A 25415-nucleotide genomic window follows, 5' to 3' on the forward strand; every position below is an offset into this window, starting at 1 on the left:
CGGAGCTGGATTGGCACCTGAGCAGGAGACCCGATGCCGCTCGTCGACCTGGACGACCCGGAGGATCTGCGCGCCCGCTGGAGCGCGCTGGCCGCCGTCGCCCATGCCACCGGCTTCGACCGCCGGTGGTACGCCGACGAGAACGGCTGGTACCACCAGGACGAGACCGGCAGCGACCTGCGGCTGGTCCGGCTCGAGGGTGGGCGGGCGGTGCTGTTCGGGTTCCACACCCAGCACAGCCGGACCGCCGAGGCCGACCTGCTGGCCGGCGCGCCGGACTGGATCGGGCAGCCGGAGGTCAGACGGCGGATCGCCACCGGGGAGCTCGGCTTCGTCTACGGAAGCTTCAGCGGGACGTGGGCGCGGGCTTCGTATCCGGGGGACCCGTGGCAGCCGCTGGACGACGGCTTCCTGCCGATCGCCGAATGGCTGACCTCGGACGAGGAAGCCGCGCGCGAAATGATCGAGTGGGCGGCCGAGTGGGCGGACTATCTCGGTGGGCTGGACGAGGTCCTGCCGGTCGGGGTCGAGCTGATCCGGACGGGTGTCACGCCGGAGTCTCTGCTGAATCTGTTCGATCAGTTGGGGATCGGGGCGCGCTCGCCTCAACAGCCAGACCTCCGAGCAGCCCTCGCAGCCGCCGAAGCTTTCAGCACGACCGCCGAGGTCGGCCCCGACCCGGTGATCGGCAGCGGCTACACCGCCGAGCCGGGTCCGGTGATCGACGCCGGCCCATCCACCAGCCCGGCGCCTTCCGACGTTCCTGTCTACGCAGCCGAGGGGTATGACGACGACGAGGAAGAAGAGTCCGTTGCCGTGCCGCCGGGGATCAGCCCGTTCACCGGGCAGCCGATCGGTGACGATGCGAACCTGATCATCGGCGGTGGTGAGCCGTACCAGCCCGAACCGACGTATGAGCCGCCGTACGAGGCGCCGTACGAACCTCCGGCCTACGAGGCGCCGTACGAACCTCCGGTCTACGAGGCGCCGCCGGTGCAGGCTCCGGCGGACGAGTACGGGGTCACTGGCAAGAAGTCGCGGTTGTTCCGGCGGAAGCAGAGGCAGGACGACGGAGAAGGGCTGGCCCGGCTGGGCTTGATCGGACCGGAGCCCGAGCCCGCCGCGCCCACCGCGCCTGAACCAGCTCCCACCGAGGCAGCGGGGTATGCGGCGGGGGACTACGGCCCGTTGCCGTCTGCTGAGCCGCCGCGGGTTGGCGGACCGGTCGGCGAGGGGGAGGACTACTACGCGAGCTTGTTCGCGGACGCGCCGGCGGCGGCGACCTATCTGCCGGATGTGGTGCGTGGTCCGGAGCAGGCCGAGCAGCCGGAACCGGCCGAGTGGTCGGCTGATGACGCGACCAGCGAGTTCGTGGCGTTCAGCGATGACACTGCTCCGGTAGAGGCTGTCTCGCCGTCTGAGGACACCGGAGTCATTCCCGCGCTGGAGGCCGAGTCCGCGCCTGCCGATCGGGAGTGGGTCGGCGGGGCGTGGATCAACGGTGAGTGGGTTGAGGACGTCGCCGCTTACCTGGCGGCAGAGGAGGCGTCGCAGGACGCTCAGGTGGCCGCTGAGGGCCTGGCAGAGAGCCCTGAGGACGTACCGGCGGTCGTCGAGGAACCGCAGCAGCTCTATGAGCCGGAGCCGGAGCCTGAGGTTGAGCCCGAGCCTGAAATCGTGGCTGAGCTAGAGGTCGTCGAGGATGAGGCGCCTACTGCTGAGATCGCCGCGATCGTCGAGCTTGAGGACGAAGAGGACGAGTACTACGCGAGCAGTAGTTCGCCGTTCGCGCCGGCGGCTCAGGAGGAGTACGAGTTCGGGCCGGAGGAGCCGTTCCAGGACGAGATCCTCGGCGACGCCGACTGGACCGCGGATCAGTTGGGCGAGGTCGTCGCGGAGGTCGAGCAGGCGGAACAGCCTGAGCCTCCAGCTGAGCTTGAGGTCCAGTCAGAGGTCGAACAGCCGGAGGTTGACCAGCCGGAGATCGAACAGGCTGCCGCTGAACGACCGGTGGTCGAGCAGGCTGAGGTTGAGCCGGCTGAGGTTGAGCGGGCTGAGGTTGAGCGGGCTGAGGTTAATCAGGCTGAGGTCGAGCAGCCCGAAGTCGAGCAGGCTGAGGTTGAACAGCCCGCGCTCGAACACCCCGCGCTCGAACACCCCGCGCTCGAACACCCCGCCGTCGAAGAGCCCGAGCCAGTGGTTGAGGAACCGCGAGTCGAGCCGGTGGTCGAGCGGAAGCAAGAGCTGGTGGCCCCACCACCCAGCGGACCAGTGGCGATTCCCGGCGTCGGGATTGTCGGCGGTGACGGACCGCTGGTCGAGGCGGAGCCCGGATCCATCGAGGAGGCCATGCGCGCCGAACGAGAGCGCCCCCGCCCGCGCCCCAAGGAGACTCCCGCGCTGGCGGCGTTGCGCGACTGGTGCCGCGCCCGGACGAAGATCGTGCCGTCGGGCTTCACGATCCAGGTGCAGGTGCTGGACCCCGCCGCGCCGTCGTACCGGTTCGATCTCGAGCCGCCGGCGGTCGACGACCCGCAGTACGGGGACGAGCGGTTGACCGAGTTGCTCGGCGACCTGTGGATGGCGGAATCGCAGGAGGAGCAGGGCGGCTGGTTGTTCGCGCGGATCGACGCGGCGGGCCGGACCGTGCGGGTCGACCGGTGGTACGACCAGGTGCCGGACTGGTGGGACAACCCGGTGGAGCCGCGGCTCGACGTGCACGGACTCGTCCGGCGACTCAACGGGCGCGGCCCGGACTGGCAGCCCTCCTACCTGGAGAAGTTGTACACGACCGCGAGATAGCGTTGTCCGCATGTTGCTCAGGATCTTCACCGAACCCCAGCAAGGCGCCTCGTACGACGATCTGCTGGCGGTCGCCCGTACCACGGAGGAGTGCGGATTCGACGCGTTCTTCCGCTCCGACCACTACCTGGTGATGGGGGACTCCGACGGCCTGCCGGGGCCGACCGATGCCTGGATCACCCTCGCCGGGCTGGCCCGGGAGACGAGCCGGATCAAGCTCGGCACGCTCGTCAGCGCCGCGACCTTCCGCAACCCCGGCGTGCTCGCGATCAGCGTCGCGCAGGTGGACCAGATGAGTGGCGGTCGCGCCGAGCTCGGGCTGGGCGCGGGCTGGTTCGAGGAGGAGCACGCGGCGTACGGGCTGGACTTCCCGGACACGCCCGGCCGGTTCGACCTGCTGAGCGAGCAACTCGAACTGATCACCGGGCTGTGGGACACGCCGGTGGGGAAGAAGTACGACTTCACCGGCAAGCACTACCAGCTGAAGGACTCGCCGGCGCTGCCGAAGCCGGTGCAGCAGCCGCATCCGCCGATCATCGTCGGCGGCGCGGGCAAGAAGCGGACGCCCGCGCTCGCCGCGCAGTACGCGGCCGAGTTCAACGCCGGGTTCAAGCCGGTCGAGGAGACCAAGGTGCTGTACGACCGGGTGCGCGCCGCCTGCGAGGCGATCGACCGCGCCCCGGACACGCTGGTGCTGTCCGCGGCTCACCGGGTGGTCGTGGGCAAGGACGACGCCGAGGTGAAGCGTCGCGCCGCCGCTGTCGGATGGAGCCTCGAAGAGCTGAAGGAGCACGGCGTCGGCGGTACTCCGGACCAGGTGATCGACCAGCTCGGCCGGTTCGCCGAGTTGGGCACGCAGCACTACTACCTGCAGATCATGGACCTGGCTGACCTCGACCACCTCGAGCTCATCGCGTCCGAGGTTCTACCGCAGGTGTCGTAGGTCGCCGCATCACCGCCGCGGTCAGGACGAACAGCGCGGCGGAGCCGGCCAGGGCGACGGGTAGCGAGACCAGTGTCGCGATCAACGCGATCGCCAGGCCGCAGGTGACTTCGCCGAGATACTCGGCCTGAGCCAGAAACGAATGCGTAGTAGCCCGTACTGCGCTCGTCGTCCGCGCGTTGACCCAGATCACGGCGATGATCCGGGTCAACGGGACGGCGATCCCGGACACGATCACCAGCGCCGCACTCGCACTGACGGAGTCCGGCGCGAACGCCAGCACGGCCATGCCGACTGCGCCGACGATGGCCGCCACCCGGTACGAGTGGCTTGCGTGCTCGCCATCGAGACGCTTCTCCACGACCCGCAGCACCACGGCACCGACGATGAGAGCCAGGATGCCGATCCCGGTCAGCCAGACGATCGGGTCCCAGCTGACCGGCAGGCCCAAATCGAGCAACTGCTTCGGCGCGAGCCGGCCGCCGGCGTCGGCGGCACCGTTGATCAGGAACGTGGCCAGGAAGATCCGCCGGATCTCCGGGCTCTGGCGGACCAGCGCGACCCCGCTGCGGAAGATCGTCCAGGACGTCGACCAGCGGGCTGTGCGGGCCGGGGTGAAGCGTCGCTCGGTGAACCGGAGCACGACGTACAGCGCCAGCACGAGCATTGCCGAGCCGCCTACAACGATCGCGACGTCGCGCCGCGTCGCCCATGCCAGCGCGCCCAGCGCGACGAGCCCGGTCGCCGCGCCGGTCAACTGGGCGCGTGCGGTCCGGGACAGGACCGCCGAGATGAGCTCCGGCTGATCGAGTTCGTCGGTGATCCAGGCGATGTCCGCGCCGCTGGCGAACGTCCACGACAAACCCCACAGAACCTGCGTCGCCAGCAGCAGCGGGAAGGACGTGACCAGTCCGGTCGCCACCATCGCCGTACCCATCAGCACCTGCGAGAGCACCAGCGACCACTTGCGGCTGAAGGTGTCGGCCAGTACTCCGGCAGGCACCTCGCCGAGCAGCGCGAAGATCCCCTGCACGGCCCCGATCAGCACGATCTGCGCGGCCGACAGACCTGCGTCGACGACCATGTAGAGGCTGGCCACGAGCCACCAGCCGTTGTGCAGGAAGGCTCGCAGCCAGGTCCACCGGACGAAGGAGATGACCAGGGAACTGCTCACGAGACAGTCGACCAAATCAGGCGCGGCCCCGGCAACGTGATTTCGGCTGGATGCCCGCCGGTGGCTCGATGTCGTGTATCTTGATGTCGAGAGAGTTTGTGGCCCGGCAGGTTAGGGCAGCCTGACCTGTCGGTTGTGCCGGCGGCTCGGCAGGATGGGTACCAGCGGAACAGGACCGGATAGAGGAGCAGGTTGATGGCCAGCGTCGACAGCTTCGGTGCCAAGGGTGCACTCGAGGTCAACGGACAGTCGTACGAGATCTTCAGGTTGGCGGGAATCGAGGGCGCGCAGACGCTTCCGTACTCCCTCAAGGTGCTGCTCGAGAACCTGCTGCGCACCGAGGACGGCGCGAACATCACCGCCGACCACATCAACAAGCTCGGCAACTGGGACGCGAACGCGGCGCCCGAGACCGAGATCCAGTTCACCCCGGCCCGGGTGATCATGCAGGACTTCACCGGCGTGCCGTGTGTCGTCGACCTGGCCACCATGCGCGAGGCGGTCGCCGAACTGGGTGGCGACCCGACCAAGATCAACCCGCTGGCGCCGGCCGAACTGGTGATCGACCACTCCGTCATCACCGACGTGTTCGGCCGCGCGGACGCCTTCGAGCGCAACGTCGAGTTCGAGTACCAGCGCAACGGTGAGCGCTACCAGTTCCTGCGCTGGGGCCAGACCGCGTTCGACGACTTCAAGGTCGTCCCGCCGGGCACCGGCATCGTGCACCAGGTGAACATCGAGCACCTGGCCCGGACGGTGATGACACGCCGCGACGGCCATATCGTCACTGCCTACCCGGACACCTGTGTCGGCACCGACAGCCACACCACGATGGTGAACGGCCTGGGCGTGCTCGGCTGGGGCGTCGGCGGGATCGAGGCCGAGGCGGCCATGCTCGGTCAGCCCGTCTCGATGCTGATCCCCAAGGTCGTCGGCTTCAAGCTGACCGGCTCGGTGCCGGCCGGCGCGACCGCGACCGACGTGGTGCTCACCATCACCCAGCAGCTGCGCAAGCACGGCGTGGTCGGCAAGTTCGTCGAGTTCTACGGCGAGGGCGTCGCGGCGGTGCCGCTGGCCAACCGCGCCACGATCGGCAACATGAGCCCGGAGTTCGGCTCCACCTGCGCGATCTTCCCGATCGACGACGTGACGCTGGAGTACCTGCGGCTGACCGGCCGCAGCGACGAGGACGTCGCCCTGGTCGAGGCCTACGCCAAGGAGCAGGGCCTGTGGCACGACCAGTCCGTCGAGCCGCGCTTCTCGGAGTACCTCGAGCTGGACCTGTCGACCGTCGTTCCGTCGATCGCCGGCCCGAAGCGGCCGCAGGACCGGGTCTCGCTGAGCGAGGCCAAGGAAGCCTTCCGCGGCGCGCTGGTCGACTACGCCACCGAGGAACTGGACGTCGACCCGTCCGAGCTCGGCAGCTTCCCGGCCAGTGACGCGCCGAACGGTCACGGCAACACCAACGACGAGCCGCACGTGCCGCACGGCGCCAACGGCCGGCCGTCGAAGAAGACGAAGATCAGCCTGAACGGTCAGGAGACCGAGCTCGACCACGGCCATGTCGTGATCGCCAGCATCACCTCCTGCACCAACACCTCGAACCCGTCGGTGATGCTCGCCGCCGCGCTGCTCGCCAAGAAGGCGGTCGACAAGGGGCTGACCTCCAAGCCTTGGGTGAAGACCTCGCTGGCACCGGGTTCGAAGGTCGTGACCGACTACTACGACAAGGCCGGCGTCACGCCGTACCTCGAGAAGCTCGGTTTCCACCTGGTCGGCTACGGCTGCACCACCTGCATCGGCAACTCGGGCCCGCTGCCCGAGGAGGTCTCCGCCGGGGTGCAGGAAGCCGACCTCGCGGTCGTCTCGGTGCTGTCCGGCAACCGGAACTTCGAGGGCCGGATCAACCCGGACGTGAAGATGAACTACCTCGCGTCCCCGCCGCTGGTGATCGCCTACGCGCTGGCCGGCACGATGGACTTCGACTTCGAGACCGACCCGCTGGGTCAGGACACCGACGGCAACGACGTGTTCCTGAAGGACATCTGGCCGGCCGCCGACGAGGTCGAGCGGGTGATCGCCTCCTCGATCAACAAGGAGATGTTCACCAAGGACTACGCCGACGTGTTCGCCGGTGACGAGCGCTGGCAGTCGCTGCCGACGCCCGAGGGCAAGACGTTCGCCTGGGACGCCGAGTCGACGTACGTGCGCAAGCCTCCGTACTTCGACGGGATGGCGAAGGAGCCGTCGCCGGTCGAGGACATCGCCGGTGCCCGGGTGCTCGCCAAGCTCGGCGACTCGGTCACCACCGACCACATCTCCCCGGCTGGTTCGATCAAGGCCGACAGCCCGGCCGGCACCTACCTGGCCGAGCACGGCGTCGACCGCAAGGACTTCAACTCCTACGGGTCGCGCCGCGGTAACCACGAGGTGATGATCCGGGGCACGTTCGCCAACATCCGGCTGCGCAACCAGATCGCGCCCGGGACCGAGGGTGGCTTCACCCGCGACTTCACCAAGGACGACGCGCCCGTCACGTCGATCTACGAGGCCGCCGAGTCGTACGCCCAGGCCGGTACGCCGCTGGTGATCCTGGCCGGCAAGGAGTACGGCTCGGGCTCGTCGCGCGACTGGGCCGCGAAGGGTACGGCGCTACTCGGCGCGAAGGCGGTCATCACCGAGTCCTTCGAGCGGATCCACCGGTCGAACCTGATCGGCATGGGCGTACTGCCGCTGCAGTACCCCGAGGGTGAGAACGCGGAGTCGCTCGGCCTGACCGGCGAGGAGACCTTCGACATCACCGGCGTCACCGCGCTGAACGACGGCGAGGTCCCGCGCACGGTGCACGTCAAGGTCACCGGCACCGACGGCGCGGTCAAGGAGTTCGACGCCGTGGTCCGGATCGACACCCCCGGCGAGGCCGACTACTACCGCAACGGCGGCATCCTGCAGTACGTGCTCCGCTCGCTGATCGCGAACTGACACACCAACAACCGGTACTGCGTACTCGGGCGCGAGCCTGAGTACGCAGTACCGGTTCGTCTGCGGAACCGTTCAGCGGGTGGGTTGTTGCTCGTGACACCAAAGCATTTTTTGCTTGAGAATCTCGCCCGCGCCTGTGTTGCTTCTCAGCAGCCGAGACCTTGCTGGTAGTCGCTTGGGACCTGGTTCTCGGCGATGGTGTCGGCGTACTCCCAGATCGTCTCCGGGTAGTCGCCTTGCTTGTCCATCTCCTTCAGGATCTTCCACGTGTGGCTGGTCTTCATCGCCGCGACCGCCTCGGCGACCTTCGCCGTGTCGCCGGACTTCTTCGCCGCGGTCCACTGGTCGAGCCACGCGCAACTGACCGCCCCGGTGACCCGAGCGCCGACCTGGTACCGATCGCTGACCGTCTGCGTGTAGAGCGACGCCTTGTCGAACCCGTCCGGCTTCGGCAGCCCCTCGAGCATCCCGTCGACGACCTTCTTGTTCTCGTCCGGCTTGACCGACGACGCGGGCAGCGCGTCCAGCCACTGCTCGACGCCGGCCGGCTTCAGCTTCCCGATCAGCTCCCGGTACGCCGCCTCCGAGCCGACGTCGGTCCGGATCTCCAGGAAGTTCTTCCCCTTGACCGGCAGGATCGTGGTGAAGTCCGTCGTCTTGGTCTGCCCGTTGCTGTACTGGAACATCGTCCCGTTCTGCCCGAGCAGCGTGATCGGCTGCTGCGTGTTGCCGTGCGCCCGGTCGGCGAGGAACGTGTCGTACTGCGCCGCCGGGCGCCAGTGCACGTCGAGCCGCTTGTTGCCGTTGGCGAATGTCATCTCGCCTTCCTCGGCGGTGAACTCGTCGACCCGGCTGACCTTCCAGCCCGGCGCGTCGAGCAGCAGCCGCTGGTTCGCCTCCGCCACCGCCAGTACTTCGGCGCCGTACGCCGAGACCGGCGCGGCCGGGTTGCCGCGCGGAAAGAACACCCCGGTGAGCGCGACGACGATCGCTGCCGCGGCGGCGACGAGCACGATGGTGCGGCGCCGGCGGTTCGGTCTGAGCTCGGGGGTGGGTGCGGTGCTGGTCACGATTTCCTCCAACAGGTCGGACGCGGCGTCAGCGGCCGGCAGTCGCCGGACCGTGTCGTCGCCGTACGGGTTGGCCCGCGCGAGCAGCCGGTCGAACTCGTCGTCGTTCATCGCTCCTCCTGAACTGGTCGCGCGTGCTGGTCATCCCGTACATGTCCGTCACTGGTGAAAGCGTCTCCGACCGCTTTGCGCAGTCTCGCCCGGGCCCGGTGCAGCCTGGTCCGGACCGTGCGCGACGGTACGCCGAGCACGACAGCGGCCTCGCGGGGATCGAGGCCGTCCCACGCGGTGAGCAGGATCAGCTCGCGATCGTCGTCACTCAACTGGGCCAGCCCGTCCTGGATCACGGCGGTGGAGTCGGCCAGGCTAGCCAGGTCCGGCGTCACCTCGGCCAGTTGCGACCGCAGCCGCTCGGCCAGCTTGTCCCGCCGAACCTGGCCGCGCCGGTGGTTCGCGAGGACGCGGCGGGCGACGCCGTACAGGTAGAGCCGGGCGGTGTCGTCCGCCGGTACTTCGTCGATCCGGCGCCAGGCGACCAGCATCGTCTCGGCGACGATGTCCGCCGCGTCGTCGGGCGACCCGACCCGCCGGAGCGCGTAGCCGAGCAGTTCGCGGAAGTGGCCGGCGAACAGCTCGCGGAAACGGAGTTCATGATCCGGAACGGCCCGAAGCGCCACCGGAAGGGGTGGACTCGGCGTGCTCGTCATACCCCGTCCATGTCCAGGAGTATGCCGGTCGTTACAGGGCAATCCACGGGAATTGTCGGCAGCCCGGGTTTTACTGACCGCATGGCCACCGAGGAGCGTGAGCATCCCCGCGAGATCATCCACGCCGCCTGCGCCGAGCACGGCGAGGACACGGTGATCGACTGGTGCGTCGCGTTCCTGACCGGGGAGATCTCGGGCGAGGACGCCTACGGGCAGGAGTTGCCGAAGCTCGCCGCGATCACCGGCACCTCGAACCCGGGCGGCTGGTCCCGACCGGTCGATCCGGTGAACTTCTACTGGATCAGGGTGTGGGCCGCCCGGGTGTTCCTCTACGTCTGGCGTGACGACGTCGTGGACGCGTTGCTGATCGCCGCCGACGACCCGGCCTGGCGGGTCCAGGAGCACGTCGCCCGGATCGCGGCTCAGCGTGAGCTCGGGCAACTGGCCGAGGCGATGGTGCCACTGCTCGGTCACGAACTGCCGCGGGTCCGGGTGGCCGCAGTACGGGCGTTGGGGGCGGCGGGGGAGTACGAACATCTGGAGGCGGTGCGCGAGTTGGCAGGCGATCCGGACGTGACGGTGCGGGCGGCTGTTGAGCGAGCCTTGGAGCGGCTGCGGAAGCGGCTGGATCGGGAGCTGTGAGCCAGTTCCCCCCGTCATCCGCACGGCCGCCGTCGACCGCACACGCCTTTGCTCCGACCGCACCTTCTTAAGTGCGACCGGGAGGGTCAGGCGGGACTAGCTAGAGAGGGTGTCGCGGAGGGTCGTGGCGTACTGCGCGGCTTCGGCGTCGTCGGCATACTTCGTCCTCGGCCAGAAGAAGCCGCGCAGGCCGTCGCCCTTGGTGCGGGGGACCACGTGGACGTGCAGATGGGGGACGGACTGCGACACCACGTTGTTGACGGCAACGAACGAGCCCTGCGCGGAGTACGCCGTACGGACGGCTGCCGCGACCGAGCGGGCGGCACCGAACAGCGGGACCGACAGTTCGTCGGGCAACTCCACCAAGGTCGGGATGTGTTCTCGCGGCACCAGTAGCGTGTGTCCCTTGAACACCGGTCGGACGTCGAGAAAGCCGACCACCTCAGGGGTGTCGAGAACGATGTGGGCCGGGGTGGACCCGGCGATGATCGAGCAGAAGAGACAGTCCGCCATCAGCCCAGCTTCTCGTCCACGAAGCACCAACGCCAAGTTTCGCCAGGTTCGAAGCTGCGCATCACCGGGTGGCCGGTCTCCTCGAAGTGCTTGGAGGCGTGCCGTTCGGGTGACGAGTCGCAGCAGCCGACATGCCCGCACTCCAGGCACAGCCGCAGGTGCACCCAGGTGGCGCCGTCGCGCAGGCACTCCTCGCACCCCTCGGGCGTCTTGGGAGTCAGCACGCACGGCGCCGTCGCCAGGTGGTCGCAGGGAGCATTGATGTCGGCCGGCACCGTCAGGTTCTCCGACTGCCCGCCGACGTCGTCCGCCTCGGCCCGGTCCAGGATCGACTCCTCGATGTCGAGGGCGACCTGGGCTCGCTGCAGCACCTCGTCCGGGATCAGACCCTCGTCGCGGATCTTCAAGATGTGTGCGCGCTCCGCCGCCAGCATCTTCATCCGCAGCCGACGGTAGGCCTCGCTGGGAGTCTCTGACTCGGACTCAGGGCGGCCGAGCCGCTCCCAGGCCGCCAGAGCCCGGGACTCACCGCGCTGCCGGAGGAGGTCGACCACCTCAGGCGGGTCATCCGGAGTGATGACCTCGTTGAGCACATCCTCGGCCGCCTTGTGAGCACCCTGCAGTACTGCGGCCTCCTGCAGCGCGTCCTCGGCCGGGTCAGGCCCAGGCAGACGCATCCGCCGAACGAGCCACGGCAAGGTCGATCCCTGCACCAGCAACGTGCCGGCAGTCACCACGAGCGCGATGAGCACCAGTACTTCGCGATGCGGCGTCTCCTCCGGCAGCACGAACGCCGCGGCCAGCGTGACCACGCCGCGCATGCCGGCCCACGACACGACCGCCAGGCTCTGCCAACTCACCGGCCCGGGGCGGGACCGGCCGAGGATCATCCGGGACAAATAGGTGGTCGGGAACACCCAGAGCGGCCGGAGCAGCACGACCGCGAGGTACACCCCGATCGTGGCGATCGCGATGGTGCCGGCCGACAGCGGGCTCTCGGACACGTCGTCGAGGATCCAGCGGGTCTGCAGGCCGATGAGCAGGAAGACGGTGTTCTCGAGCAGGAACTGGAAGGTTCGCCAGTTGGTCCGCTCGGAGATCCGGGACGCCGCCGACTGGATGATCGGCGCCTTGTGGCCGAGCAGCAGGCCGGTCACCACGACGGACAGTACGCCCGACGCGTGCACCTCCTCGGCCGCCACATAGGCGATGAAGGGCGCGGTCAGGCTGAGAGTGGTGTCCAGCACCGGGTCGGTGACGCGCTTGCGGATCTTGGCGAGCACGATCGCGACGACCAGGCCGATCGCGACACCGCCGCCGGCCGCGATCAGGAAGTCGAGGGCGACGCTGGCCACCGTGGGGGAGTCGGAAGCCCCTTCCTCGCCGCCGTGACCCGCACTGGCCGCGACTGTGGCGCCGGCGGCGGCGATCGCAGTACGGAGGCAGACCAGGGCGGTCGCGTCGTTCACCAGGCTCTCGCCCTCGAGGATCGTGACGACCCGGCGAGGCAGCCCGACCTTCTTGGCGATCGCGGTCGCCGCGACCGCGTCAGGCGGAGCGACAACCGCACCAAGGGCGAACGCGGCCCAGAGGGGGAGAGGCTCCATGCCCTGCGACCGCGCGGCCGCTCCCAGCAGCCAGTAGGCGACCAGGCCGACCCCGAGGGTGGTGAACGCGACCAGACCGACGGACAGCAGACCGATCGAGCGGCGATGCTTGGAGAAGTCGACCAGGCTGGTCCGGATCGCCGCCGAGTACAGCAGCGGCGGTAGGAAGCCGATGAGCACCACTTCGTGGGAAAGCTCGATCTGCGGGACGAACGGTAGGTAGGAAGCCGCGATTCCGACCACGACAAGCAACAGGGGAGCCGAGATCCCCAGCCTCCGAGCCAGCGCGGCACCAGCCGCGACCACGGCAACGAGGGCAACAACCTCGATCGCGATATCCACGCGCACAGTGTGTCAGGCGAGCCCGCGATCCCCGCCCAGGTTCACCCACAGCGGACGAACCCACCGGTAGCTTCCCCTGTTCACCACCCACCAGGTGATCTACCGTTTCCGCACGGAGACACCACGCTCACCGGGGGTCACAATGGTCCGCCACACCACCTTCACCCGCCTCGCCGCCACCCTCGCCCTCCTCGCACCGGCCGCTCTCCTCCCACCTTTCCCGGCGGCTGCGGTCACCACCGCTCCAACTACCACCAACGGCTGCGTCAACAGCGTCCCCGAGCCAGGCACCACAACCCCAGTCCGCATCTGCTATATCCTCTTCCAACCCGCGAACGCCACAGCCCGCAGTACCGTCCCCCTCATCTTCCACAGCCATGGCTGGGGCGGCAGCCGCACCAAAGACCCCGCCGCCTTCAAGCAGTACCTGGACGCCAACTACGGAGTACTCAGCTTCGACCAACGCAGCTTCGGCGAAAGCACCGGCGTAGCCCACGTCATGAACCCCGACCTCGAAGGCCGCGACGTCGTCGCCCTCGTCGACTTCGTAGCCACCCTCGACTGGGTCACCAAGCAACGCCCCAACGACCCCCTGATCGGCGCCATCGGCGGCTCGTACGGCGGCGGCTACCAATTCGCCGGCGCCTTCACCGAACTGAGAGACAAGGGCCGAACCAGATTCGACGCTCTGGCCCCAGAGATCACCTGGTGGGACCTCAAGCAAAGCCTCGCCCCCGACGAAGCAGCCAGAACGATGTGGCTGACCATCCTCTTCGCCGGCGGCGGCAGCCACCTCCCACCAGAAATCGCCGCCGGTTTCGTCGCCCTGATCACCACCGGCCACTGGCCGACAGGCCAAGCCGGCCGCGACCTCGACGCCTTCTTCGCCAAGAACGGCCCCGCCTGGCACGTGAAGAACGGCCGCAAACTAGACATCCCGGTCCTGATCGGCCAAGGCCTCCCAGACAACCTCTTCAACCTCAACCAGGGCCTGCAGAACTTCGACAAGGCGCTCACCCCGAGAGCCCGTTCCCGCTCGATCCTCGTCGGCTACAACGCCGGCCACATGCTCCCGAGCGTCATCCCGCCAGGTTTCGTGACCCCAGGCGACCCGTGCTCGATCGCCCTCGGCAGCCCGAACTTCACCGCCCTCGCCCAGCGCTTCCTGGCCCTCAACCTGAAGAACCAGGACACCGGCCTGCGCGGTTTCGGTGCCTACCACCTCGCCACCGCCGACGGTCGTTGCCTGACGCAACGCAGCCTCACCCCGAACAAGAGCTACCGCCTAGGCAAGATCAACACCGTGCTGCCGACGAGCATCGCCCTCGCCAAGGGCCCGATCACCGTCGCCGGCGTTCCCCAGTTGAAGGCCGACGTCACCAGCCTCGTCCCGAACGCCGCCGCCTTCTTCGCCCTGAGCGTCGGCACCACCCCGCTCGACGCGAAGATCATCCAGAACAACACCATGCCGCTCCGCGAGCAGCGCCCGGTCCACGGCGCCCGTCGTACGGTCGACCTGCCAGGCATCGCCGTCGACGTCCCGGCCGGCAAGACCTTGTACCTGACCGTGTCGCCGGTTGCCGACATGTTCGCCGGCCAGAACGGCACCATCCCCGGCGCTCTCCGACTGACCGACGTCAGCCTGCGCCTGCACAAGGTCCGCTGATCAGCGGATCTTGTCGAGGTAAGTCTTGTAGACAGTCAGAAAGGGCTCTTCGGTGGCGACGGCGGTGACGAGCCAGTCGCAGGTCTCCTGGGCCTTCGCGATGACGTCGGCCGGGTAGCCGTACTTGACCTGATGCTCGGCGAACTCGTCCTCGTCGTCGACGAGCACCGTGCCGTCGCGCTTGCGGATGACGTCCAGGTCGAGGTCGATCATCGTGACCACGTCGTCTTTGAACTCGACCGGCGTGGTGACGTCGCAGTAGATCTCGGTCGAGCGTGGTTCGTCGTTGAAGATCGCGGTGAACCACTGGTCCCGCGGAAAGAGTTGGACGTGTGGCTGCGTCTGAGTGACCTTGAGCTCGGAACCACGCTGCGAAACGGAGTTCGTCGGCGCGCCGAGCCACACGCCGTACTGGTCCTCGCCCAGCCAGTGGCACCACTGGTGCCAGTGGAGCTTCTCGTCGTACTTGCGGTAGACCACCCGGACGCTACGCATGGCGTCACCGTACCGGCGGGCCCGGTCACGTCGCCGCTGGATATCCTGACGTCATGCGGCGGATGCTGGTCACCGGCGGGGCCGGCTTCATCGGCTCCAACTTCGTGCACGACACGCTGCGGCGCGACCCCGACGCCGAGATCACCGTGCTCGACGCCCTGACCTACGCGGGCAACCAGCGCAACCTCGACCCGGTGTCGGACCGGATCGCCTTCGTCCGCGGCGACATCTGCGACGCCGAACTGGTCGACGGCCTGGTCCGCGACACCGACGTCGTCGTCCACTTCGCCGCCGAGTCCCACGTGGACAACTCGCTGAACGACCCGTCGCCGTTCATCAGAACCAACATCCTCGGCACCTTCACCCTGCTCGAGGCGGTCCGCCGCTACGACAAACGCTTCCACCACATCTCCACCGACGAGGTCTTCGGCGACCTCCCGCTGGACTCGGACGAGCAGTTCACCGAGAGTACGGCGTACGACCCCTCCAGCCCGTACTCCGCCAGCAAGGCCGGCTCGGACCTCCTGGTCCGCGCCTGGGTCCGCTCGTACGGCGTCGCCGCCACCCTCTCCAACTGCGCCAACAACTACGGCCCATACCAACACGTCGAAAAGCTGATCCCCCGCCAGATCACCAACATCCTCCTCGGCGACAGCCCCAAGCTCTACGGCACCGGCGCCAACATCCGCGAGTGGACCCACGTCCAGGACCACAACGACGCCGTCCACCGCATCCTCGCCAACGGCCGAATCGGCGAGACCTACCTCATCGGCTCCGGCGAAGAACTCTCCAACAAACAAATCATCGAACAAATCCTCACCCTGATGAACCGCCCCTCCACCGACTACGACCAAGTCCCAGACCGCCCCGGCCACGACCTCCGCTACTCCAACAACTCCACCAAACTCCGCACCGAACTGGGCTGGATCCCCAAGCACGACTTCACCACCGGCCTGAGATCCACCATCGACTGGTACCGCTCAAACCCCACCTGGTGGAAACCCCAAAAGTCCGAAACCGAAGCCACCTACAAACTCCTCGGCCGCTGATCGCGATCTGCAAAAGTTCGGAGCAAAGCCGCTCAAGCTAGACCCGCGCAGCAGAGGGCGCCAGCGCACGGTCGCCCAGCGGACTGCCACACTGCAGAAGCTGCCTACGTGCCCGGAGATGTTCGGCCGAATCAGTGGTGAGGAATTGGAGGAAATCTAGCCAGGGTCGGTGGTCGGGGGTGTTGGGTCTATCCAGTCGTAGCGGTGGCGGTGACTTGGTAGCTGGGGAGCGGCGGGGGTGGAGTTGACCTTCGCTCGGGCGGCGCGGAAGTGGAAGCCGCGGCGGTGGAAGGCAGCGAGTTCGTCGCAGCGGCTGGACCAGGAGTCGGCGATGTCGCGGGCAGCCTCACGGAGACGCTGTCTGGTCTCTGCGAGTTGACGAAGCTCCTTGGCCGCGGTGGCCAGGGTGGTGCGCTCGGTCTCGATGGTGGCGCGGGTCGCACGCATCATTCTCCGGTTGTCGCTGGCCGCCACGCTTCGTTCGTCGATGGCGGTGGCGGTCGCGTGCTCGAGGGTGGCGCCGAGTTCGGCGATGCTTGCCGCGCGGTGGTTCGCCAGGCCGAGAAGCTCGGCGGAACGCCGGTCGAGTTCCTCCAGGCGCGAGCAGAGCGCGTCGTCGATCTGGGCGGCGACCTGGTCCGCCTGGCGGTGCCACGCAGCGACCGCGGGCTGGAGACCGTCCTCGCCGAACGGCTGGTTCAGGTCCCGAGCGCCGCGGATCTGCGCCACCAGGTTCGCGATCGTGCAGCGAAATCCGCGACGGCGGGCGAACGGCGGTGCCTGCGGAAGCAGGATGGAGCGGGTCGAGCTGGGGATCAACATCGTCGTCGTACCTCCTCAACTGATCCAGTGATGAATGCCGCAGGTGTCACAGAGCAATCCAATGGCGCATCTGCGGCAGGGACCGGCCCGCCAGTCACCCTCGCAGGCCGGACAGGTGTCCACCTCGCCCTCGCAGGACGAGCAGCGGATCGCGGACTGCGCCGGCGCGGACAGCGAGGACCGTCGGCGCAGCCAGAACCATCTCAAGACCTGCCGGATCACGGTTCTGCCGTCCGTGCCTGCGCCGGCGCCTCGCCGGCCGGGAAGGTGAGCAGTTCGGCGCGGACCGACGAGATCTGCTTGCGTGCCTCCTGTACGGCGTACCCCAGTTGCTCGGCCAGAGACTCGACAGCGCTTGCGAACCGCCGGTCGAGTCTCGTCGTCATGGCCGGGTCGCCCGCGGCGAGCGTCAGTCCGCGGAAGTAGGCGTCGAGCCGTTCGACCCGGCGACCGTACTCGGCCATGATGGACGCGTCGGTCTGGTCGCAGAGCGAGCGCAGGACAGTCTCGCTGTTCCGCAACGCGTCAGTTGCCGCGGACTCCGCTTCGACCGCTGTGCGCAGCTCTGCCTTGCGACGTTCTGAGGTGTCGTGGAGCTTCCGGACCCCACCGACCAGCCGCTGTTCCGCAGCTTGTTCCGCCATCGCCTCGGCCGCGCCCGGCTCGGGCCGCGTCTTGGCGATGGTGATCAGGCCGAAGGCAGCGGGCAGGCCGATCGCGAAGGCTAGGATCGCCAGCTTCGTCACCGCAGACAGGCCCCCGTCGACCAGACCCTCCTCGACGGCATCCACGGTGTACCGGTAACGCATCACACCACTGCCGATGACGACTGCCGCGACACAGACCCCGAGGGTCGACGTCCTCAGCCGGCTGCGCGACTGAGCGATGTAGTAGCAGCCTCCGAGGATTGCCGCCGTGGTGGCACCGGCCAGGACCCAGGTCGCCCACAGTGCATCGCGCAAGTACTGCATCGCCAGATAGTTGGTGACGATCTCGAGGATCGCGAACACCGTCATGGCTAGCCAGCTGCGAACGAACGTGCCCAGCGACCGCCGCGCTGGAGCGGCCTCTTCCTGCGCGTCGGCGAACAGGTCCGGTCTGCCCGACGGGAGATGTGTCAAAGCCTTCTGAAGCTCCTCATGCGCCTCCGTCGAGGCAACCCTGGCTTGCTGGAGCTGCTCGACTGCTCCGGCGTGGACAGCACGCGAGTCCTTGCAGATCTCGTACTGGATCATCACCGCGCCCAGCAGGGTGCTGAGAAAGCCCTCCAGATGGATCATGGCGCCGAAGGCAAGCGTGAGCTCTCTTCGTAGTGGCTGTGACGGATCGATCGAGTCCTGGTCGTGGCACCGAGCATCCTGAAGGCCTAGGTGGTGCTCACCGTCGAGGGCTCGCGAGTGCGGACCGGGCTCGTCCACCTCAGGGCCGCGGGCAACGTCCAGCGTCCGGATCGGGATACTCATCGGACCGGCTCCGACGAGACGATGACGCGGCGGTTGGCCTCGTGGTCACCCTCGCGATACCCAGGGCATCGCCAACCCAGACCATCCGGGACGAACTTCGCCCGCACCTTGTGTGCCTGGAGGTCGCGAACGATCGTGCCGGCCCGGCTGCGGGCGCGGCCGGCCATCTGGGTTTCGGTCGATCCAGGGTCCTTGGCTGTGCAGCCCATCACGTGAATTGTCGGGTAGCCGGCCGCCTGCAAGCGGGCGGCCAGCGCGGCGATCGCCTTCTCGGCGCGGTCCCGCTCCGCGTATTCGTCGGAGTTGGGAAGAAAGCGGACCGAGTCCTCGGTGAGCACCTTCACGAGGACCGGGGGGCTTGGTGCCGGTGATGGAGACGGTCCATTGGCGACCAGGCGATGTACGCGCCAGTTGACGATGTCGACGGGAGGCCTGCTCCCCGTCGGCGATACTCCGCCCGCGAGTGGCGCGTCGTCGAAAGCGACAGTGCCACCCGCGTCCTGGACGAGCTGTTCGTAGTACTTCTTCAGCTGCTCCTGTACTCCGGCGCTACAGGCGGGTTGGGGTTGTTCCATGGAGCAGAGGCCGTGCCAACGGACGGGGATGTCTTTGAAGGACCCGAGCAGGATTCCCTTGCTCTGCCTCGCGAGATCCACCACGTCGGTCCCGACGTCGATCACTCCGAGCTGCATCAGAACCGTCCCGGTCGTGGACAGCCCGTTGTCGAAGGCCAGCACCTCGGGGTTCTCTTTGCCGCGGACGGTGTCGCCGGCCAGCTTGAGCGCGGCAGCCGGATCGGCTTGTGCAGCCACGGGACCGGAGGCCTGCAGCGCGTCTTCCAGATGACGCTTGTTGAGGTTGTAGCTGTCCTTGAGGAGCTGAGGCGAGCGGTTGTCGTACTTGAGATCGATCGTCCGCACCGCACGCGGACGTCCGTCGTTCGCGATCACGGTCAATGCTCCGGGACCACGCAGGACGTCGTCGAGTGCCGAGGTCAAAGCAGGGATCGCCTTGCCGCTGCCGTCGAGCAAGCCGGGTGCGCCGACATGCGGGCCGACGATCACGGCGACGTTCCGCTCCGGCAGGTCTTCGCCACAGCCGGGCAGGAAGAGGAACGCCGACAAGGTCGCCGTGGCGGCGACCAGTCTGGTGAGAGGCCCGTGTTGTCCGGGCTCGCGGATGTTCATGCCTGGATCTGCCGATGGATCTGGTGGGTGACCTTCCGCTCCAGCGCGTACTGGAACCGCTTCATCCTGGCGGCGTACGGCGCGAGTCCGAGCATCCGGTAGATGAGATGGGTCAGATTCTTCGACAGTTGCCAGATCGGTGATCCACTCTCGAAGAGCAGTACCCCTCCGATGTAGAGCGAGGTCGCCTCGGCCTCCACCGTGCTACCGGCCTCGTCGGCTGCGGTGATCCTGATCTCGCCGGTGTCTCCGAGCCTCGTCTCGAAGACGAACTCGGCCGGACCCTCCCGGCGAACGGAGACGCCGGAGAAAGTGTTGCGCACCGCCGCCTTCGCTCCCTGGCAGTAGACGGCGCTGATGACGGCTACCACCTGGCCGGGGGGAAGCGGTACCTCGAAGCCGACCCCCGCGAAGGCCGCCGCCTTGGTGCGGTGATTCCACAGCACGCCGCCGACCACGGCGGCGACGACGGCGATGCCGACGATGTATTCCATCTGCGTTCCTCTCTGGTCTCCGTCGGTGCCGGCGAGCGGCAGCGACTGGTAAGGGCACCATCGTCGCGAGCGGTGTTGGACCGATCGTGGATTGATCATCGATGTTTCGGTGCTGCAATCACGGGGGTATTCCGTGGTTCACTCGGCGGCATGAAAAACATTGACGCGAAGTTCGCACAGGCAAGCTGGGTGAAATTGTCCACGGAAATCATTTATCAATCGTCGTGGCTCGAACTGCGTTGCGACGAGACCGTGCTGCCGGAGGGTTCGCGCGGCCGGTACGACCATGTCGTCGTCCCCGGCTCGGCGACCGTGCTGGCGGTCGGCGAGGACGGTCGGGCGGCGGTCACCCGGCAGTGGATCTACCCGCACGCGGAGACGCAGTGGCGACTGCCGACCGGGCGGATCGAGGCGTCCGACGTCGACCCCGAGGCGGCGGCGCGGCGGGAGTTGCAGGAGGAGACGGGAATCAAGGCGGCGAGGCTGCGGCCGTTGGGGGTGGTCAACGGCGCCGACTCCTTCACGAACCACCGGGAGCACACTTTCCTGGCCACCGGCCTGGTTCGCGGTGCACCCGACCTGCGGCCAGGTGAGGCGGATCTCCAGTTGCACTGGCTCCCGTTCGATCAGGTGCTGGCGCTGGTCGTCCGCGGTGAGATGCCCCACGCCGGCAGCGCGTTCGCGGTCCTGGCGGTCCAGGTGAGCGGAATTCTCGACAATCACTGTTGACTGTTTCCCGTCGGCTGGGAAACGGTCAATATCTAGTGCGGCACCGACTGCGGCTCACAGACTCCAAGTATTCGCGAAACAAGGTTCGCGAAATGCATCGAAAGATATTTGGAGGATTGTCATGATCGCATTGCGTGCCATGGTTCGGAGTACCTTCGCCGCGGCTGTCGTCGCCGTGGTCGTCGGAATCGGTGCTGCCGCGAGCGGGTCGGTCGTCGTCGCCGACGACGGCGGATCCGGTCAGGTTCCGCCCCCGCCGCCCCCGCCGACCACCGACAGCCACGGCTGGGTCGGCTGAGCACTCACCGGTCGCGAGGACGGGGTTCCGGGTGGAAGATCCACCCGGAACCCCGTCCTTGTCGCCTGTTGCGATCCGTCCAGGCCGGTGGTCTACTCGATCACCGGGTCATGCCGCGCCTGCTGGAGGTGTCCGTGCCGGAATCGTTCGGCGCGCGACTGCGCGCTTACCGGGTAGCAGCCGGCCTCTCGATGGGCGAGTTGGCGCGACGCGTCAACTACCACAAGAGCTATCTGAGCAAGATCGAGAACGACCACAAACCGCCCAGCCTCGTGCTCGCGAAGCTGTGCGACGCCGCGCTCGGCACCGGTGGTGGGTTGGCCGCGCTGGTTGTCCAGGATGTGCCGGCCGCCGTCGAGGATACGGCCGGAGACGTCGAGGCAGTGGGGGAGACCTGGTTGCTGGACCTGACGGCGAGTGGAGGCTTGCGGTTCGGTCAAGGTGACCGACCGCCCACTTCAGGACTGGCCGGCTTCACCGCGATGGCAGGCTCTGGGCAGAACGCCGACGACCACGTGATCGCTGCCCTGCGCGCGACCTTCGACCAGTACCGTGTCCTCGGCATGACAGTGAGCCCGGCGCTCGTGCTCGGGCCTGTCATCGCCCATCTTCATTCACTGCGCAGCCTCGCCGCCACGGCGTCCGGGCCGGTTCGTACGGAGCTTCTGATGCTGGCCTCCCGGGTCGCCGAGTACGCCGGTTGGATGAGCCAGGAGGCGGGCGACGACCGGGCTGCCGGCTGGTGGACAGACCAGGCCGTCCGGTTGGGCGCGGAAAGCCTCGACCCGCAGATCGTGAGCTATGCGCTGGTACGACGGGCCGAGGTCGCCCTCTATCGGCACGACGCGATCAGCACGATCGAGCTGGCCGTCCGCGCCCAACTCGATCCCCGAACCGCCCCCCGCGTCCTTGGCCTGGCTGCTCGCTGCGAGGCACAAGGACATGCTCTCGCCGGGGATCTCGACGCCTGCCGGCGCGCGCTGGATCGGGCCGCCAAACTGTTCGCGCTAGCCGCTGCCGAACCACCGTCGTCCGCGCCGATCCTTGGTTCGTCGACGGGTTCCGACGAACTGCGCCTCGCGCTGGGCTGGTCCTTGTTCGATCTGGGCCGGCCCGGGGAGGCCGCGGCGATGCTCGACCTGCCATTGGCGTCGATCCCGCCGTTCGCCCGCCGGGCTCGCGCGCGCTTCGGCGTACGGCAGGCGCTGGCGTACGGGCAGTCGGGCGACGTAACCCAAGCCTGCCTCGTCATCCGGGCCGCACTGGACGACGCGGTGCGGGTGGACTCGGCGACGATCCGGGCCGATCTGCGCTATCTGATCCGAACTTTGAACCGCTGGCCCACTCATCAGGCGGTGCGCGAGACGCAACCGCTGCTGCTTCGTGCTCTCAGTACGCAAGCGGGGGAGTAGAGGGAGGACGGCACGAGCAGGTGAGCTGCTCTCGCTCCTTCCGAACGGCACTCAGTTGCGGCATCCGCGCCTCGGCGAAAGCGGACTCCGCCCGACCCCAGTGTGCTGTCGCGTCCTCGTGCCTGCCCTGCTCGTGCATCGTCCGCGCGAGGCCGAGCTGAGCCAGCGCCAGCTTCCCGACGTCGCCGGTCTCGCCGGCAAGATCCTCGGCAGCCCGCCAGGAACGCACCGCGCCGGTGAAGTCGCGCCTGGCCAGACACGTGTCGCCCTGATCGAGTCGTAGCAAGGTGGTCAGATTGGGGTCGCCCAGCGGTTCAGCGAGCTTCAAAGCCCGTTGGTGGGACTCCATGGCGGCGTGCAACCGCCCCTGCCGGCGATGGACATTGCCCATGTTGCCGACGGCGTACGCGGCTACCGCGAGGTCGCCGAGCTCATCGGCCAGCGAGTAGGCCCGCTGGTGGTTCTCCATAGCGTCGTCGAGTTCGCCCAAGTGTTGCTGGGCCGAGCCCAGGTTGTCCAAGGCGTGCGCGAGGCCCTGGTAGTTGCCGATGACTTCCAACAGGTCGGCCGCCGCCTGCTGCTGCTCCGCGGCGAGCGCGTACTCGGCCTGTTGATAGTTCTGATGGCCGAGCAGACTGAGGGCGTTCGCTTGACCGCGCCGGTCGCCGATCTCCACGTACTTGTCGAGCGCGGCCTGGAGATGCGCGATGGCCTCGTCCGGGTCGCCGAGGTCGGCGCTGACTGCCGCGATCGCGCACAGGGTGTCGGCCTGGCCGAGGTCGTCGCCGAGGGCGACCCACTTCGGCAGCGCCTGCGCGGCGACCTCCAAAGCCTCGTTCAGGTGCCCGGTCTGCCAGTACGCGGCGGACAGTCGCAACAGAACCTGCGCGAAGCCGCGTGAATCCGGACGACGAGCGGTGATGTCTCGGGCGATCGAGAGCGTCTCCAGCCAGTCCTGAAGTCTGCCCGTCGTGTAGAGGAACCGCCACAGCAGTACTGCGAGCTGCCACGTGTGTTCAGGTCTGTCGTGCGCCGCGGCATAGCCGATGATCGTGACCAGATTGGCCCGCTCGGCCGCGAGCCAGCCGAGTGCGGCATCCCGGTCGTCGAACTTCCTCTCCAGCTCACTGCTCCGGACGACGACGGGCAATTGGTCGCTGGCAAAGGGGTACGCAGTGGCGATCGCGGCGTGCGTGGTGACGAGGAAGAAGTCGAGCAGGCGATCCAGCGCGGCGCCGCTGAGGTCAGCCGGCTGCTCAGCCGGTGGAGGCACGGAGCGGGCGAACTCCTTGAGGGGGTCGAGCAGGTAGTAGCGCTCCGGTGCCTGCTCCTCCAGCATGCCGACCGAGTGCAGACCGTCCAGCAGGACCCGGGCCCGCGCCACCGTGCAGTCGGCGAGCGCCGCGGCGGCTCGCACATCCAGGTCGGCGCCGGGGGCGAGACCACAGAGCCGGAACATCGCCTGCTGGTCGTCGTCGAGATGCCGGTAGGAGACGAGGATCGCCGACACGTCGGCGGAATCGGCATCCGCGCGCCAGGGCACCTTCTCCTCCAGCAGCGTGGCCAGATGCGAGATCGGCCAGGTCGGATGCCTGCTGAACTGCGCCGCGGCCAGCCGGATGTTCAGCGGCAGCCCGCCGCAGCCGGTCACGATCCGTTCGATCTCCGGAGTCGCATGGTCGAGGCGGCGCGAGTCGACGAGGGTACGGAACTGCGCGGCGCCGTCACCCGCGGAGAAAGGGGCCAGCCGGATCTGGGTGCCGCCGTCGAGGAGATCGCTGACCCGGCGGCTGGTCACGACGGCGAAGCAGTCCGGCGCGTCCGGCAGCAGTTGTCGCACGTGCTCGTCCGAGGCGGCGTTGTCCAACACTACGAGCGTGCGGGTGCCCGCGAGGCGCTGTTGGTAGAGCGCGGCCCGCTCACTCGTGGCCTTCGGGATGCGTTCGGCCGGTACACCGAGGTCCCGGAGCAGGACGGCCAGCGCGTCGGCAGGCGTGACAGGTTCGACGTTGAGGGTGAAGCCGTTGAGCGGAACGAAGAACAGGCCGTCGGCGAACCGCCCGGCCATCGAGTGTGCCGCCTCCACGGCGAACGTCGTCTTCCCGACACCGGGCGGTCCGCTCACCCAGACCAGCCGGGCCGCGCTCTGTGCGGCCAGACTGGCGACCGCGCGCAGTGGTTCGGTGCGGTCGGTGAACGGTTTCGCACGCGGCGGCAGTGTGTTCTTCATGCCTTCGTGGTGCGCCAGCCGCGCCAGCTCGCGCAGAGCGGCCGGCGGATTCATGCCGAACCGGCCCAGCTCGTCGACCGCGTCGTGGTAGACCTGGATGGCGCCGACCCGGTCGCCGTCGGCGATCAGTGCCCGCATCAGCAGGCCCGCCAGGTGGTTGTTCTCCGGGTGTTTGCGCAACAGCGGGCGCACCTTGTCGCGGACCCACCGATGGTTGCCGTCAGCAAGCTTCAGCTCGGCCAGGTCGCTGACGACGTCGATCAGCGACTCGTCGGGAGGCACCACGTCCGGCCCGCCGACGCGGTCGATGTCGAGATCCTCGAGGAAGTCACCGCGCCACCGGTCGATCGCCTCCTCCAGCAGGTCCGATGCCCGCTCGTGGTCACCGGCACGCTGGGCCGAGGCGGCCGCCTCCTTGAGTTCGCTGAATCGCTCGATGTCGAGAGTGTCCGAGCCGAGGTGGAGCACGTACCCGGTCTGGCCGTTCTCGATGGTGGCGTCACCGCCCTGGCGCAACACCGAGCGGATCTTGCTGATGTAGCCGGGAACCAGGTTGGTCGTCGGCCGCTGATTGGGCCAGACGATCTCGACCAGCCGTTCCGTGGACACGGGTCTCCCCGCGTTCAGCAGCAGCACGACCAGAACGAACCTCTGCTGGCGGTCGCCGAGGGCGACCTTCGAACCGTTGTGCCAGGCCTCGAACGGCCCAAGCAACCGAAACTCCATACCGCTGCACTCTCCCCCTCGATCCGGCCGCCCCGATGATGGCCGCTCGCCCCTCTTCCTGC

The 25415-nt window shown here is 68.0% G+C and carries 20 protein-coding genes; 9 read left to right on the forward strand and 11 right to left on the reverse strand.

Features of this window, described 5'->3' with window-relative positions:
• Positions 1-33: 33 nt before the first annotated feature.
• Together ABD255_RS10610 and ABD255_RS10615 are read left to right on the forward strand one after the other, a co-directional pair.
• A complete protein-coding gene (locus ABD255_RS10610) occupies positions 34-2802 on the forward strand; it encodes a hypothetical protein (RefSeq protein ID WP_344212440.1) in 2769 nt (922 codons plus the stop codon).
• 10 nt (positions 2803-2812) lie between these two features.
• The gene (locus ABD255_RS10615) at positions 2813-3745 is read left to right on the forward strand and encodes an LLM class F420-dependent oxidoreductase (protein ID WP_344212442.1); all 933 of its coding nucleotides are present in this window, start codon (positions 2813-2815) and stop codon (positions 3743-3745) included.
• Here ABD255_RS10615 and ABD255_RS10620 read toward each other — a convergent pair.
• Complete coding sequence (locus ABD255_RS10620) at positions 3711-4919, reverse strand: MFS transporter (RefSeq protein WP_344212444.1); 1209 nt, start codon at positions 4917-4919, stop codon at positions 3711-3713. The genes ABD255_RS10615 and ABD255_RS10620 overlap by 35 nt on opposite strands.
• Before the next feature lie 195 nt (positions 4920-5114).
• Between ABD255_RS10620 and acnA the strand changes: the two genes are divergently transcribed.
• Positions 5115-7901 (forward strand): aconitate hydratase AcnA, encoded by a 2787-nt coding sequence (gene acnA, locus ABD255_RS10625; protein WP_344212446.1) that lies wholly within the window; start codon positions 5115-5117, stop codon positions 7899-7901.
• A 146-nt stretch (positions 7902-8047) separates the two neighbouring features.
• On the opposite strand, the gene ABD255_RS10630 is transcribed toward acnA, so the two are convergent.
• The gene (locus ABD255_RS10630; RefSeq protein ID WP_344212448.1) at positions 8048-9082 is read right to left on the reverse strand and encodes a hypothetical protein; all 1035 of its coding nucleotides are present in this window, start codon (positions 9080-9082) and stop codon (positions 8048-8050) included.
• On the reverse strand, positions 9079-9678 hold the full coding sequence (locus ABD255_RS10635; RefSeq protein WP_344212450.1) for an RNA polymerase sigma factor: 600 nt from the start codon (positions 9676-9678) through the stop codon (positions 9079-9081). Before ABD255_RS10635 ends, ABD255_RS10630 begins: the two co-directional genes overlap by 4 nt.
• An 81-nt stretch (positions 9679-9759) precedes the next feature.
• Between ABD255_RS10635 and ABD255_RS10640 the strand changes: the two genes are divergently transcribed.
• Complete coding sequence (locus tag ABD255_RS10640; protein WP_344212452.1) at positions 9760-10320, forward strand: HEAT repeat domain-containing protein; 561 nt, start codon at positions 9760-9762, stop codon at positions 10318-10320.
• 96 nt (positions 10321-10416) lie between these two features.
• Here ABD255_RS10640 and ABD255_RS10645 read toward each other — a convergent pair whose 3' ends face one another.
• Positions 10417-10833: an HIT family protein gene (locus ABD255_RS10645; RefSeq protein WP_344212454.1), complete on the reverse strand. Its 417-nt coding sequence runs from the start codon at positions 10831-10833 to the stop codon at positions 10417-10419.
• Positions 10833-12782, reverse strand: a complete 1950-nt coding sequence (locus ABD255_RS10650; RefSeq protein ID WP_344212456.1) for a Na+/H+ antiporter — start codon at positions 12780-12782, stop codon at positions 10833-10835. Before ABD255_RS10650 ends, ABD255_RS10645 begins: the two co-directional genes overlap by 1 nt.
• Before the next feature lie 142 nt (positions 12783-12924).
• On the opposite strand from ABD255_RS10650, the gene ABD255_RS10655 reads away from it, so the two are divergent.
• Positions 12925-14448, forward strand: coding sequence for a CocE/NonD family hydrolase (locus tag ABD255_RS10655; protein WP_344212458.1), 1524 nt, complete (start codon positions 12925-12927; stop codon positions 14446-14448).
• Here the strand turns inward: ABD255_RS10655 and ABD255_RS10660 are convergent, their stop codons facing one another.
• Positions 14449-14943 carry a DUF402 domain-containing protein gene (locus tag ABD255_RS10660; protein ID WP_344212460.1) on the reverse strand — a complete coding sequence of 165 codons (495 nt, stop codon included), beginning with the start codon at positions 14941-14943 and terminating at the stop codon, positions 14449-14451.
• 53 nt (positions 14944-14996) lie between these two features.
• On the opposite strand from ABD255_RS10660, the gene rfbB reads away from it, so the two are divergent.
• Positions 14997-15992, forward strand: a complete 996-nt coding sequence (rfbB, locus tag ABD255_RS10665) for a dTDP-glucose 4,6-dehydratase (protein WP_344212462.1) — start codon at positions 14997-14999, stop codon at positions 15990-15992.
• 156 nt (positions 15993-16148) lie between these two features.
• Here rfbB and ABD255_RS10670 read toward each other — a convergent pair whose 3' ends face one another.
• From ABD255_RS10670 to ABD255_RS10685, 4 genes are all read right to left on the reverse strand, one after another.
• Positions 16149-16814, reverse strand: a complete 666-nt coding sequence (locus ABD255_RS10670; RefSeq protein ID WP_344212464.1) for a hypothetical protein — start codon at positions 16812-16814, stop codon at positions 16149-16151.
• Between the two features lie 218 nt (positions 16815-17032).
• Complete coding sequence (locus tag ABD255_RS10675) at positions 17033-18277, reverse strand: hypothetical protein (protein WP_344212466.1); 1245 nt, start codon at positions 18275-18277, stop codon at positions 17033-17035.
• Positions 18274-19464 (reverse strand): hypothetical protein, encoded by a 1191-nt coding sequence (locus ABD255_RS10680; protein ID WP_344212468.1) that lies wholly within the window; start codon positions 19462-19464, stop codon positions 18274-18276. Before ABD255_RS10680 ends, ABD255_RS10675 begins: the two co-directional genes overlap by 4 nt.
• A complete protein-coding gene (locus ABD255_RS10685; RefSeq protein WP_344212470.1) occupies positions 19461-19958 on the reverse strand; it encodes a hypothetical protein in 498 nt (165 codons plus the stop codon). Before ABD255_RS10685 ends, ABD255_RS10680 begins: the two co-directional genes overlap by 4 nt.
• Before the next feature lie 150 nt (positions 19959-20108).
• On the opposite strand from ABD255_RS10685, the gene ABD255_RS10690 reads away from it, so the two are divergent.
• The 3 genes from ABD255_RS10690 to ABD255_RS10700 all read left to right on the forward strand — a co-directional run bounded on the left by ABD255_RS10690 (position 20109) and on the right by ABD255_RS10700 (position 22397).
• Entirely contained in the window at positions 20109-20687 is a 579-nt protein-coding gene (locus ABD255_RS10690) for an NUDIX domain-containing protein (RefSeq protein ID WP_344212472.1), read from the forward strand.
• Between the two features lie 121 nt (positions 20688-20808).
• Positions 20809-20985 carry a hypothetical protein gene (locus tag ABD255_RS10695; RefSeq protein ID WP_344212474.1) on the forward strand — a complete coding sequence of 59 codons (177 nt, stop codon included), beginning with the start codon at positions 20809-20811 and terminating at the stop codon, positions 20983-20985.
• Between the two features lie 110 nt (positions 20986-21095).
• Positions 21096-22397 carry a helix-turn-helix domain-containing protein gene (locus ABD255_RS10700; protein WP_344212476.1) on the forward strand — a complete coding sequence of 434 codons (1302 nt, stop codon included), beginning with the start codon at positions 21096-21098 and terminating at the stop codon, positions 22395-22397.
• On the opposite strand, the gene ABD255_RS10705 is transcribed toward ABD255_RS10700, so the two are convergent.
• The gene (locus tag ABD255_RS10705) at positions 22375-25353 is read right to left on the reverse strand and encodes an AfsR/SARP family transcriptional regulator (protein WP_344212478.1); all 2979 of its coding nucleotides are present in this window, start codon (positions 25351-25353) and stop codon (positions 22375-22377) included. The genes ABD255_RS10700 and ABD255_RS10705 overlap by 23 nt on opposite strands.
• Positions 25354-25415: the final 62 nt, after the last annotated feature.

Source organism: Kribbella sancticallisti, assembly GCF_039530625.1.
In the GTDB taxonomy this organism is placed as follows: Bacteria; Actinomycetota; Actinomycetes; order Propionibacteriales; family Kribbellaceae; genus Kribbella; species Kribbella sancticallisti.